Origin of the sequence: Spinactinospora alkalitolerans (assembly GCF_013408795.1) — a bacterium.
In the GTDB taxonomy this organism is placed as follows: domain Bacteria; phylum Actinomycetota; class Actinomycetes; order Streptosporangiales; family Streptosporangiaceae; genus Spinactinospora; species Spinactinospora alkalitolerans.
Map to the genome: position 1 here is coordinate 2,608,991 of NZ_JACCCC010000001.1, position 12,576 is coordinate 2,621,566.

Here is a 12,576-nt window from a genome sequence, read left to right on the forward strand (position 1 = left end):
CACGGGCCGCCGAACCGTGCGGGACGCGCGCGGTACGACACGAAGGAGAACCGATGCGAAGAACAGCGCGAAGAACAGCGGGAAGAGCAGCCGTCATCGCCGCCGCCGCAGGGCTGCTGCTGCCGGCCTGCACCGGCGTGGCCCACGCCGACCACCGCGACCACGGCGACCGGGGCGACGACGTTCCGCGCCGCGCCGAGAAGGTGGCCCGCCAGGTGCTGGGCGAGCGTGACGGCTGGGCGGCCGCCGAGGGCGGCACCACCGGCGGCTCGGCGGCGAGCAGTGACAACGTGCACGTGGTCGACGACAAGGCCGGGCTGATCGAGGCCCTCGGCGGTGAGATGGACAACCGCGGCAACGACACCCCCGCCATCGTCTTCGTCGACGGCACCATCGACGCCAACACCGACGCGCAGGGCCGCCCGCTCACCTGCGACGACTACGCCGACCCCGAGTACTCCCTCGACGCCTACCTGGACGCCTACGACCCCGCCGCCTGGGGCGCGCGCGACCCCGAGGGACCCCTGGAGGAGGCCCGCGAACGCTCCGTCGACAACCAGAAGGAGTCGATCCAGGTCTGGCCGGGCTCCAACGTCACCATCATCGGCCTCGGCGACGACGCCAGGATCCTCGGCATGCACCTGCTCGTGCAGGACGTCGACAACGTCATCCTGCGCAACCTCGCCTTCGAGGACGCCTCCGACTGCTTCCCCGGCTGGGATCCGGGCGACGGCGGCGACGGCAACTGGAACTCCGAGTACGACAACGTCTCGGTCCGGGGCGCCACGCACGTGTGGATCGACCACAACGAGTTCGACGACGGCGACAACCCCGACAGCGGCAACCCGGAGTACTTCGGGCGCGAGTACCAGGTACACGACGGCCTCCTGGACATCACGCACGGGGCCGACCTGGTGACCGTCTCCCACAGCCGCTTCGCCGACCACGACAAGACGATGCTGATCGGCAGCACCGACTCGCCGACCTACGACGTGGGCAAGCTGCGGGTGACGCTGCACCACAACCGGTTCGACAACGTCCTGCAGCGCGCGCCGCGGGTACGTTACGGCCAGGTGCACGTCTACAACAACCACTACGTCATCCCCGAGGCCGGCCCGGGGGAGAAGGAGTACTCCTACTCCTGGGGCGTGGGCGTGGAGTCGATGATCTACGCGGAGAACAACTACTTCGACATCGCCGAGGGGATCGCCCCGTCGCGGGTCATCCGCGATTGGCGCGGCGAGGACATCCACGAGACCGGCTCCATGGTCAACGGCCGCTCCCGGCACGACCGGGTGGACCTGCTCGCCGAGTACAACGAGGCCAACGACCCCGACCTCGGTTCCGACGTCGGCTGGGAGCCGTCGCACACCGAGCGCGTCGGTCCGACGCAGAGCGTCCCCGCCAAGGCCGGCGGCGGCGTCGGCCGGATTCTCTGAGCCGTCGGCCGTCCGGAGGCCGGGGCCTGCTGTGCGCCCCGACCGCCGCCGCCCCGGCCGGTCAGCCGGCCGGGGCGGCGGTGCTCTCGCGCTGGACGACCTCGCCGGCGACGGAGACGGTGCGCGGCTCCTCGGCCGGCACGTCCTCCAGGGCCAGGCGCGCGGCCTCCTCGCCCATCCACTCCAGCGGCAGGCGCACGGTCGTCAGCGCGGGGGTGAGGTCGCGCAGGGTGGGGATGTCGTCGAAGCCGGCCACCGACAGGTCGTGCGGCACCCGCAGCCCGGCGTCGCGCAGCGCGGCCATCGCACCGGTGGCCATGACGTCGTTGACGACGAACAGGCAGGTGGCGTCGGTTCCGGCGGCGAGCAGTCGGCGGGTCGACTCGTAACCGCCGTCGCGGGTGAACGCGCCGTGCACGACGTTGTGCGGCGCGAGCTCGATCCCGGAGCCGGCCAGTGCGGCGTGGAAGCCGTCCAGCCGGTCGCGCGCGGTGCGCAGGTCGGTGGGGCCGGCCAGGATCGCGAACCGCCGGTGCCCCTGGGCGACCAGGTGCCGGGCGAGCGCGGTGGCGCCGGCGCGGTTGTCGGGGACCACGGTGTCGGCGGGCAGTCCCTCCTGGGAGACGCACGCGACACGCCCGCCCTGCCGGGTGAACATCGCGATCTCCTCGGCCAGCCGCCGGGTGCTGGCCTCGTCGATCGTGCGGCTGCCCGCCAGCACCACCGCGCGCGCCCGGTGCGAGCGCAGCGCCGCCAGCAGTTGGGTCTCGCGCTGCGGGGCGCGGCCGGTCGTGCCGAGCACGACGATGAGCCCCTGCTCCTCGGCGAAGCGGGTCGTCCCCGCGGCGATGCTGGAGAAGTAGGGGTCGGCGATGTCGTGCACGACCAGGCCGACCAGGGTGCTGGTGTTGCGCGCCAGCGTCTGCGCCGAGGCGTTGGCGAGGTAGCCCAGTTCGTGCGCGCTGGCGTTGACGCGTTCCCGCAGCTTCTCGCTCACCTGCCGGGTGCTGCCGTTGAGCACGCGGGAGGCCGTCGCCAGCGAGACCCCGGCATGCCGGGCGACCTGCTCCAAAGTCACGTATCCGATGCTCACGGGTCACCTTTCCCACTGAGGCCGGTGCCTCGCGGTCGGCCGGTCCTCGTCGATGCTGCTGGAAAACACTTTCCGGCTCGATGATAGAAGCGCCCGCGCTCCCAAGGCGAACGCCGAGGGGCGCGCCCGCGGGTGATGCGCGGCACCGCGCGCGATACCGCACGCGACACCGCCGCGCGCCGGGATCCGCGGCCGCGGGGTCAGGCGATCGGGTCGGGGTGCTGCGCCGCGTCCGGGCGCCCCCGCAGCTCGGTGCGCCAGTGCCGCTTCGGCCGCCAGCCCAGGTGGCGCTCTGCGGCGCCGGTGGCGAAGGCCGGGGCCGAGCCCGTGAGGCCGGCGGCGGATTCCTCGGTGCCGGGGTGGAAGCGCGGCAGCAGCTCGGTCAGCGGCCGCAGCGCCAGCGCGTCGCCGGCGCTGGCGTGCAGCACCTGGCCGCTGGAGATGCGCTCGGGCCGCTCGATGACCAGTGCGAACAGTTCGGCGGCGTCGCGGGCGTCGACGTAGTTGAACAGCGAGGGCGCCGCCAGCGCCGGGTCGGCCAGGCGCTGGGCGACGGTGTGGCCCTGCTGGGTGACCGCGCCGGCCCACTCCTCGGGGGCGATGACGTAGCTGGGGCGCACCGAGGCGAAGACGCAGTCCCGGTGGGTGCGGGCCAGGGCTCGGGCGGTCTCCTCGATGATCACCTTGGACAGGCCGTAGGAGTGCCAGGGCGCCACCGGGTGCACCTCGTCCAGCGGCAGGTAGCGGGGGCGCCATTCGGGCGCGCCGTAGCCGAAGACGGTCGGGCTGGAGGCCGCTGCGGCGACGCGCGCCCCGGATTCGGCGGCCTGCGCCAGCACTCCCCAGGCCAGCCGGGTGTTGATGTCGAGGATCTCGGTGTCGGGGCGGGCGAAGGGCACGGAGACGCCGGCCAGGTGGACCACGGCGTCGGGGCGGGTCTCGGCGAAGACCGCGGTCCGCGCGGCGCCGTCGAGCAGGTCGGCCGCGCGGTGGCGCACGCCCTCGGGCGCCCCGGGACCGGGGGAGACGTCGACGGAGACGACGTCGTGCCCGCGCAGCGCGAGGACCCGCACGACGCTGCGGCCGAGCCGCCCGGAACCACCGGTGACGAGGACGCGCATGGATGTGCTCCCTTCTGGGGCGCTCCGGGCGGCGCGGACCGCGCCCCTCGGACGCGGGGATCGACGCCACCGTGTGGAAAACGGTTGCTTATCGGACGGTCACGCTGCGCCGTCCGGGTCCGCGGCGCACTCGCGCGCCGCGGCGGCCAGGTCGGCGACCTCCCCGGGCCCCGGGTGGCCGTCGGCCACGAGCGTGACGACGCGCCGGCGCACCTCGCCGCCGCGGGGAACCACCAGCGGCCGGTCCCAGGCCAGGGCGGCGCCCACGCCCGGGTACTCCTGGGCGCGCACGAACCACGGGTCGCGCACCGCGCCCGCGGCCAGGAAGACCAGCGTCCACGCCGCACCCTCGGGAGAGGTTCCGGCAAGGGCCAGCCAGGGCGAGCGGGAGCCGTGCAGCGCCTCCTCGCCCTCCGCGCCGGGCCCGAAGCAGCGCGGCGGCCCCGCGGCGACGGGCGCGCGCCAGAAGAACCCGCCGTAGCCGGCGCCGGGGCGGCCGTTGACGGCGGGGCTGGCGATGCTCAGCTCCTCCGAGCCGGTGTTGCGCAGTCGCACGTCCACGTCCAGGGCCCAGGCGTCCGCGCCGATCGCCGAGACCGCGACGGTGCGCCGCTCGGTGATCGGCTCGGTGCCGTCGGGCCCGACCCAGGCGATCAGCTCGGTGTGCCCGGAGTCGCAGCGGTGCTCCCACGCGCGGTGCTCCTGGCGGCCGTGGTTGGGCAGCCAGGTCGGGCCCCGGTCCCGCACGAAGGTGCGCCCGCCCCAGAAGTTCGCCCCGGAGACGTCGGGCACCGCGACGCTCACCCCCAGGTGGTGGACGTGGTCGGCGGGCAGCGTCTCGGTGACCGGCGTCCCGGCGAACGTGCGCACCGGGTGCAGGTAGGGGCGCGGCGACAGGCCCGGATCGAGGTCGGCGCCGGCGTTGTGCGCTGCGACGGCGCGGTCGCGGCAGCGCAGCAGGGTCACGGCGGTCTCCTCGGCGGCGCGGGCGCCCGGGGTCGGTTCGGTCATCGTGTGGCTCCGGCCGTGCCCGCGGCGTCCGCTCGGCGGGGGGAGGCCCAGGGAGCGCCCAGCTCGGAGAAGAGCGCGGTGCCCCGCGCGCTGCGTTCGACCAGGTCGTCGATCCCGGTCACGACGCGGTGCAGGCCGTCCTCGGCGGTGAAGACCTGCTGGGCGTGCTCGGGGATGGGCAGCGGGTCCGGCGCCGTGCGCACGGCCTCCAGGACCGTCATGAACCCCGCCGTCTCCTCCGGCGGCACCAGCAGCGGCGTTCCGTCGCCGATGTGGGCGAGCAGGTTCTCCAGCAGGTCGATGCGCGGGTGCGCGACGGTCTCGGGTGCGCCTCCCCCGCGCTCCAGGGTCACCTCGTCGCGGGTGTAGTGCACGGTGATGCGCCCGGACTCGCCGTGCAGGCTCACGTGGGGCTCGTGCCGCCGCGTCGCGCACAGCGTGACCGCGACGCTGACCGGCGTGCCGTCGGGCGCGCGCAGACGCAGGCAGGAGGTGTCGTCGCTCTCGATGGCGTGGGCGCGGAACAGCTCCAGCTCCACCCCGTCGGCGGCCGCCCCCCGGCCGGCTCCGGCCAGCCGCAGCGCCGTGGCCACGGCGTGGGCGAAGGGGTTGGTCAGCGCGCCGTCGACGACGTCGGCGCCGTCCATGCGGCGGCGCCCGGCCCACGGGGCGCGCTCGTAGTAGGCGGAGGTGCGCACCCACGCCCCGGCCCCGCCGATGCCGCGCACCGCGCCGATCGCCCCGGACAGCGCCAGGTCGCGGGCGGCGTCCACGGCGGTCGAGCCCAGGTTCTGGAAGCCCACCTGGCAGGCCAGGCCCGAGCCGGCCACGGCCTCGCACAGGGAGCGGTACTCGGCCAGCGTCGCCGTCGGCGGCTTCTCCAGCAGCACGTGCGCGCCGTGCCGCAGGGCCGTGCGGGCCAGCGGCAGGTGCGTGTGGATGGGCGTCGCCAGGATCACGGCCGCCGCCCCGGTGTTGTCCAGCAGCACCGCCAGGTCCTCGCACTGGGCGGGATCGCCGAGCCCGGTCAGGTCCTCGCGCGCCACCGGAACCCGGTCGCACACGCCGACCAGCCGGGCGGTGCCCAGCGCGCTCAGCCGCCGCAGATTGGCCAGGTGCCAGCGGCCGTGCCCGTGCGCGCCGACCAGGACCACCGGCGCCGGTTCGCGCACCGTCGCGGTGCCCGGCGTCATGCCCGCACCGCCGTCCTGCGGCGGGACGGGCGCCGCGTGCCGCGGCGGGGGCAGGGTCCTTCGGCGGGGGTGGTCACGTCGGTCGACTCCTTCACCCGAAGTCTTGGAAAGCGCTTGCCAAGCCAATGTAGGCAGTGCGCGCACCGATGTCAACGGTCGGGGAGATCCGTGCGGGCGCACCCGGTCGGGGCGTTCGGCGCTCGGCGGCTCGGGAAACGGATTCGTAACACGCCTTGACGAAGCGTTCCCGCCCGTGTTCCATGGTGTGCACTCAGCCGTAAACGTTTACAGCAGTTCACGCGCCGTGGACTGTAAACGTTTACGATTTCCCTTCGCCTGTTCAGGGAGGTGCCGTGCCGTCGCATAGCAACCCGACGATCACGACGATCGCCGAATCCGCCGGCGTGTCGATCGCGTCGGTGTCGCGCGTGCTGAACGGGCTGCCGGTCAGGGACGCGACCGAGCGCAAGGTGCTGGCGGCCGCTCAGAGCCTGGGCTACGTGCCCAACTCCGTGGCCCGGTCGCTGAAGTCCAGCCGCACCAACCAGGTGGCCTTCGCGATCGAGGACATCGGCAACCCGGTCTACCTGGCGATGCTGCGGGAGATCCAGCCGGTCCTCAAGCAGGCCGGCTACCGGCTGGTCCTGCACTCCACCGGCGCCGACCTCGACGAGGAGCTGGAGGTGCTGCGCGGGCTCGGCCAGCGCTACGCCGACGGGCTGATCATCAGCCCCATCCGGGTCACGCCCGAGCACCTCGCCGAACTGGAGCGGGCCACCGCCCCCGTCGTCGTGATCGGCTCGCTGCCCGACGGCAGTCCGGTGGACAACGTCCGCGCCGACTCCAGGACCGGCGTCGAAATGGCCCTGCGCCACCTCCGGGACCTGGGCCGGCGCCGCATCGGGTTCGTCAACGGCCCGCTCGACACGGTGCCCGGCCGGTCCCGCGACGCGGCGTTCCGAGCCGGGATGCGGCGGTGGGGGATGGTGCTGGACGAGGACCTCGTGCACGTCGGCGCCTTCCGCAGGCGGACCGGGGCCGAGGCCACCCGGGCACTGCTGGCCGGGGACGCCGCCGCGCACCCCGACGCGCTGCTGTGCGCCAACGACCTCATCGCGCTGGGCGCCCTGGACGTGCTGCGCGAACGCGGGCTGCGCGTGCCGGAGGAGGTCGCGGTCGTCGGCATGGACGACACCGACCTGGCCGCCGCGTCATGGCCGGCGCTGACCAGCGTCTCCCTCGGCTCGGCCGAACGCGGCCGCCGCGCCGCCCAACTCCTGCTCGACCGCCTGGCCGATCCCGGCTCCGGCCGCGAACCCCGGGTGGTCACCGTCGAACCGAGCCTGCACGTGCGGGCGTCCACGGGAGGTGACCGTGTCGCTGACGATGGCGCCGCGCCCCGCTGAGAAGTCGGAGAAGTCCCGGCCCGGCCCCCGGCGCGGCGGCGCCGGGACCACGAGCCGGCCGGCCCTGGGACTGATGCTCCCCGCGCTCGTCCCTGTCGTGCTGTTCAGCGTGGCCCCGCTGGTCTACGGCATCTACCTGGCGTTCACCGACGCCCGCTCGGGGCGCAACGTCGACACGGCCTTCATCGGGCTGGAGAACTTCGTCGACCTCGCCGCCGACACCGACTTCTGGAGCTCCTTCCAGATCGGCCTGGTCTGGGCGGTCAGCGTCACCGCGCTGCAGTTCGCGGCCGGAATGGGCCTGGCGCTGCTGCTCAACCAGGACCTGCGGCTGCGCTGGCTGGCCCGGACGCTGGCCATGGTGCCCTGGGCGATGCCGCCGGTGATCGTCGGCCTGATGTGGAAGCTGGTCTACCACCCCAACGCCGGCATCCTCAACGCGACGCTGCGCGACCTCGGCCTCCTCTCCGGCGACATCGACTGGCTGAACGACTTCGGCATCGCGCTGCCCGCGATCATCGTCGTGGGCGTGTGGACCGGCATGCCGCAGACGACCATCGTGCTGCTGGCCGGCCTGCAGGGCGTCCCCAAGGAGCTGCACGAGGCCGCCGAGGTCGACGGCGCGGGGGCCTGGCGGCGCTTCCGCAGCGTCACACTGCCGCAACTGCGCCCGGTCGTCGTCACGATCACCTCGCTCAACTTCGTGTGGAACATGAACGAGTTCGCGCTGGTCTACGTGCTCACCCAGGGCGGCCCGGGCGGCCGCACCCGGCTGCCCATGCTCTACGCCTACGAGGAGGCGTTCCGCTACGGATTCTTCGGCTACGCGGCGGCCATGGGTGTGGCGATCGTGCTGGTGGTGCTCGCGGTGCTCGGCGTGTACCTGCGCCGCCAGCTCAAGGACGCGCAGTGACGGCCCGGCGCCTGGAAGGGGACTGACATGGTGATCACGAAGGGGCGGCGGGCCGGCGGGCGCGCGCTGCAGTACACGGCGCTGCTGGGCTACCTGGCCTTCCTCGCCTTCCCGCTGGTGTGGCTGGTCTCCACCGCGTTCAAGACCTCGCGCGAGATGGCGCGGCTGGACCCCACGTGGATACCGCTGGAGCCCACGCTGGACAACTTCGTCCAGGCGCTGGGCGAGCAGGACATCATCGGCGCGGCCCAGCGCAGCCTGGTCGTGGCGCTGGCGTCGGCGGTGCTGGTGGTGGCGATGGCGCTGCCGGCGTCCTATGCGCTGGCCCGCCACCGGTCCCGGCTCAACGCGGCCGCGCTGGGCTGGGTGCTGGTCAGCCAGGTGTTCCCGTTCATCCTACTGATCATCCCGCTGTTCATGATCCTGCGGCAGCTCGGCCTGGTGAACTCGCTGGCCGGCCTGGTCATCGTGCACGCCACGTTCTGCCTGCCGTTCGTGCTGTGGATGCTCCAGGGCTACGTGCGCGGCGTGCCGCGCGAGCTGGAGGAGGCCGCGGGGGTGGACGGCGCGGGGCGCTGGCGCACGCTGTGGAGCGTCGTCGCGCCGCTGCTGGCCCCCGGCGTCGTCGCCGCGCTGATGTTCGGCTTCGTCTCGTCGTGGAACGAGTTCCTGTTCGCCCTCATCCTGCTCAAGGACCCGCAGATCCAGACCCTCCCGCTGGCGCTGGTCCGCTTCACCGGCCCGGAGGGGGTCGTGCGGCTCGGGCCGCTCGCGGCGGCCTCGCTCATGGCGACCGTCCCGAGCCTGGTCTTCTTCTCGTTCATCCAGCGCCGCCTCAAGGGCGGCATGGTCGCCGGCGCGGTCAAGGGATGACCCGCCGTGTCCCCGTCCACGGTCGCCGCCGAACGGCGGCACCACCCCCGCACAGGAGGTAAGTCCATGCGTCGCATCACCGCCCTGCCGGCGCTCGCGCTGACCGGAGTGCTGGCGCTGAGCGCCTGCGGCTCCGGCGAGGGCGAAGGCGGCCCGGTCCAGCTCCGGTTCCTGAGCCTGGCCTGGCAGACCCAGTCGATCGAGGCCAACGAGCGCCTGGTCCAGGAGTGGAACGACACCCACCCCGACATCCAGGTCGAGTACGTCCAGGGAAGCTGGGACAACGTCAACGACCAGTTGCTGACCGGCTTCGAGGCCGGCGACCCGCCCGACATCATCCACAACGAGTCCTCGGCGCTGGCCGGCTACGCCGCCCGCGGCTACCTGGCCGACCTCGGCGACATGCTGCCCCAGGAGCTCAAGGACGACATCCGGGCGGAGGCGTGGGAGACCGCCACCTTCGACGGCCAGGTGGTCGGCGTGCCGTTCCTGCAGGAGTCCCAGGTCTTCATCGCCAACCGCGAGGTCCTGGAGGACAGCGGCGTCCGGATCCCCACCTCCGAGGAACCGTGGACGTGGGACGAGTTCGCCGAGGTGAGCGAGGAGCTGACGACCGAGGACCGCTACGCCGTCGCCTGGCCGCTGGGCAGCCCGGTCAACCGCGTGCTCAACCTGTCGCTGAACTTCGGCGGCACCTTCTTCGAGGTGGCCGAGGACGGCACGGCGAGCATGCGGGTGGGGGAGCAGGAGCGCGAGGTGCTCCAGCGCATCCACGAGCAGCTCTACGAGGACGAGACGGCCGCCCCCGAGACCGTGGGCATGTCCGGCTCCGACCCGCTGCCGGCGTTCTACGCCGGCGAGTACGCGATGATCCAGGGCGGGGTCTACACCCGCCAGCAGGTCGTCGAGCAGGCCCCCGAGGACTTCGAGTGGGTGACGATCCCGCCGCTGGTGGGCGACACCGCCGAGCAGGGCGCGGTCTCCCAGACCCTGTCGGTGGCCGCCGACAGCGCCCACCCGGAGGAGGCCGCCGAGTTCCTCTCCTTCTTCCTCAGCGCCGAGAACCAGGTGGACCTGGCCCTGGGCGACTGGCTGCTGCCCACCAGCCGGGAGGCGGCGCAGGCCCCCGAGCTCAACACCGAGGAGAACGACTGGGACGTGGCCACCGCCTCGGCCGACAACCTGGTCATGGCCCCCTACCTGAAGGTGCAGGGCTTCGACGAGTGGAAGAACCGCGTCGCCCAGCCCGCGCTGGAGGAGTACTTCGGCGGCGCCATCACGATCGACGAGCTTGCCCAGCGCCTGGAGACCGAGGGCGACGACGTGCTGGGCCGGTACCGGTGACCGCGACCGCGCGCGCGGGTGAGATGCGGGAGCGCGCCCGGGGATGCCTGCTCGGCCTCGCGGCCGGCGACGCCCTGGGCCGCCCCGCGGAGAACCTGCACCCCGACGAGATCGAGCGGCGGTGGGGGCTGCTGACCGAGCTGGAGCCGGGGCCCGACGGGGTCGCGTCCGGTACCGACGACACCGAGTACTCGGTCTTCGCGGCGCTGCTGCTCGTCGAGCACGGCGACGCCCTGACCCCCGAGCACGTCGCGTCGGCCTACCACGAGCAGATCCTGAGCCGACCCGGGCCCATGCGCGGGGCCGGCTTCTCCGAGCTGGGCGCGGTGCAGGCGCTGCGGCGCGGACTGGTTCCGCCGGCCTCGGGCCGGTGGCACCACCACGGCTGGTCCGACGGGCTGGCGATGCGCGCGGCGCCCTACGGGATCTTCGCCGCGGGCGACCCCGACGAGGCCGCGCGGCTGATCGAGGCCGACGGCGCGGTCAGCCAATCCGGCGAGGGACTGCTCGGCGGCCGCGCGGTCGCCGCGGCGGTCGCCGTCGCGATGACCGGCGCGGCGCCGGTGGAGGTGCTGGCCGGCGCGCTCGCGGCGGTCCCGGCCGACTCCTGGACGGCGCGCGCCCTGCGCGCCGCGGCCGAGATCGTCGAGGACGGCGGCCGGGCGGGGGCGCCGCCGGACCGGCGGACGCTGACCGCCGAGCTGCACGCGGCCCTGGTCACGCGGCACTACCCGTGGACCGACCTCGCCCCCGAGGCGGTGGGCCTGGCCTTCGCCGGCTACCTGGCCGCCGACGGCGCGGTCGAGGATTCCGTGGTCACGGCGGCCAACCTGGGCCGCGACGCCGACACCACCGCCGCCATCGCCGGCGCACTCGCCGGCGCGGGGCGCGGCGCCGCCGGCGTGCCCGAGCGCTGGGCCCGCGCGATCGGTCCGGTCCGCGGCGCCTGCCTGCCGGCCGTGGCGGGCCGGCACGTCCTGGAGATCGCCGACCTGCTGGCCGAGGCCGGGAAGGCGCGGGGGAGCCGGAGCCGATGACGCGACCGGGGCGATCCGCGACCGACGGTCCGGTGCACCACCGAAAGCGAGGGGAACACGACGATGAGCACGGCAACCACCACCGGAGGCGGGCGCAGCACCCCGCGGGCCGACGTCGCCGACCGCGTCCGGGGCGCGTTCCTGGGCCTGGCGATCGGCGACGCGGCCGGCTGGCCGGCCCGCCGGCACCGCTTCGGGCTGCTCGCGCCGTGGACCCGCCGGCTGCACCGTGAACTCGACCTGTTCGCCGAGGAGCACGCCGTCACCGCGCTGCCGGTGCCGTTCGCGCTGAACCAGCCGGTCGAGGCGCTGCGCATCGGTCCCTCCGACGACGCGGAGTGGCTGGCCTGGACCGCGGCCACGATCGACCGCGACCGCGCGGAGGCGTTCACCGAACTGGCCGGCCGCGACGACGTCCGGGCCCGCATCTCGGTGCGCACCGCACTGGACAACCTGGCCCGCGGCCTGCACCCGCCGACCAGCGGGCACGACAACCCGCACCACTTCGACGACGCCGCGGCGGTGCGCGCGGTCGCGTTCGGCTGCCTGCACCCCGGCGCCCCGGAGTGGGCCGCCCGCGCGGCCCGCGCCGACGCCGAGGTCACCAATTCCGGTGACGGCGTGGACGCCGCCGCGGCCGTGGCCGCGGCGATCGCCCTGGCGGTGGACGGGGCGGCCCCGGAGGAGGTCCTCTCCGCCGGGGGCGAGCTGTCCGCCGACGGCGCCGCGCGCGCGACGCTGCGCGCGGCCCTCGACGTGGCCCCCGGCGCCGAGACCCCCTTCGAGGTGCTGCCCGATCTGGAGGACGCGGTCTGGGACCACGTCTACAGCTACGGGGTGGCCGCGGGGCCGACGCTGGCGGTGGCGCTGACGCTGGCGTGGGTCTCCCGCGGCGCCGTCGAGACCGCCGTGCCGGCCGCGGCCTGCCTGGCGCCGCTGGCCGACTCCGCGCCGGCGCTCACCGGGGCGCTCACCGGGGCCGTCGGCGGCCACGCCGCCCTGCCGCGGACCTGGCGCGAGCGCGCCGGCGCGCTCGCAGGATGCTGCCTGCCCGAGTTCGCGGGCCACGACCTGCTGGACTACGCCGACGCCGTCGCGGCGCGCGCGTGCGCCCAGGACACCGACGACGATGAAGGAGCGTGCTGA

Annotated in this window: 11 protein-coding genes; 7 read left to right on the forward strand and 4 right to left on the reverse strand. The window is 74.4% G+C overall.

From position 1 onward, the window contains the following. Positions 1-53 precede the first annotated feature (53 nt). Positions 54-1,439: a pectate lyase family protein gene (locus tag HDA32_RS11515; RefSeq protein ID WP_179643189.1), complete on the forward strand. Its 1,386-nt coding sequence runs from the start codon at positions 54-56 to the stop codon at positions 1,437-1,439. A 61-nt stretch (positions 1,440-1,500) separates the two neighbouring features. On the opposite strand, the gene HDA32_RS11520 is transcribed toward HDA32_RS11515, so the two are convergent. From HDA32_RS11520 to HDA32_RS11535, 4 genes are all read right to left on the reverse strand, one after another. After that, the gene (locus HDA32_RS11520) at positions 1,501-2,532 is read right to left on the reverse strand and encodes a LacI family DNA-binding transcriptional regulator (RefSeq protein WP_179643190.1); all 1,032 of its coding nucleotides are present in this window, start codon (positions 2,530-2,532) and stop codon (positions 1,501-1,503) included. A 200-nt stretch (positions 2,533-2,732) separates the two neighbouring features. After that, positions 2,733-3,653 carry an NAD-dependent epimerase/dehydratase family protein gene (locus HDA32_RS11525; RefSeq protein ID WP_179643191.1) on the reverse strand — a complete coding sequence of 307 codons (921 nt, stop codon included), beginning with the start codon at positions 3,651-3,653 and terminating at the stop codon, positions 2,733-2,735. A 99-nt stretch (positions 3,654-3,752) separates the two neighbouring features. After that, positions 3,753-4,664, reverse strand: coding sequence for a DUF6807 domain-containing protein (locus HDA32_RS11530; RefSeq protein WP_179643192.1), 912 nt, complete (start codon positions 4,662-4,664; stop codon positions 3,753-3,755). After that, a complete protein-coding gene (locus HDA32_RS11535) occupies positions 4,661-5,857 on the reverse strand; it encodes a Gfo/Idh/MocA family protein (RefSeq protein WP_179643193.1) in 1,197 nt (398 codons plus the stop codon). The genes HDA32_RS11530 and HDA32_RS11535 overlap by 4 nt, the downstream gene beginning before the upstream one ends. A 353-nt stretch (positions 5,858-6,210) precedes the next feature. On the opposite strand from HDA32_RS11535, the gene HDA32_RS11540 reads away from it, so the two are divergent. The 6 genes from HDA32_RS11540 (at position 6,211) to HDA32_RS11565 (ending at position 12,576) form a co-directional block, all read left to right on the forward strand. Beyond that, positions 6,211-7,263: a LacI family DNA-binding transcriptional regulator gene (locus HDA32_RS11540; protein WP_179643194.1), complete on the forward strand. Its 1,053-nt coding sequence runs from the start codon at positions 6,211-6,213 to the stop codon at positions 7,261-7,263. Then, positions 7,232-8,176 (forward strand): carbohydrate ABC transporter permease, encoded by a 945-nt coding sequence (locus tag HDA32_RS11545; protein WP_312863136.1) that lies wholly within the window; start codon positions 7,232-7,234, stop codon positions 8,174-8,176. Before HDA32_RS11540 ends, HDA32_RS11545 begins: the two co-directional genes overlap by 32 nt. Positions 8,177-8,203: 27 nt before the next feature. After that, on the forward strand, positions 8,204-9,049 hold the full coding sequence (locus HDA32_RS11550; RefSeq protein WP_179643195.1) for a carbohydrate ABC transporter permease: 846 nt from the start codon (positions 8,204-8,206) through the stop codon (positions 9,047-9,049). Positions 9,050-9,115: 66 nt separating this feature from the next. Continuing rightward, positions 9,116-10,393, forward strand: a complete 1,278-nt coding sequence (locus HDA32_RS11555; RefSeq protein WP_179643196.1) for an ABC transporter substrate-binding protein — start codon at positions 9,116-9,118, stop codon at positions 10,391-10,393. Then, entirely contained in the window at positions 10,390-11,430 is a 1,041-nt protein-coding gene (locus HDA32_RS11560) for an ADP-ribosylglycohydrolase family protein (protein WP_312863137.1), read from the forward strand. Before HDA32_RS11555 ends, HDA32_RS11560 begins: the two co-directional genes overlap by 4 nt. A gap of 63 nt (positions 11,431-11,493) precedes the next feature. Further along, positions 11,494-12,576: an ADP-ribosylglycohydrolase family protein gene (locus HDA32_RS11565; RefSeq protein WP_179643197.1), complete on the forward strand. Its 1,083-nt coding sequence runs from the start codon at positions 11,494-11,496 to the stop codon at positions 12,574-12,576.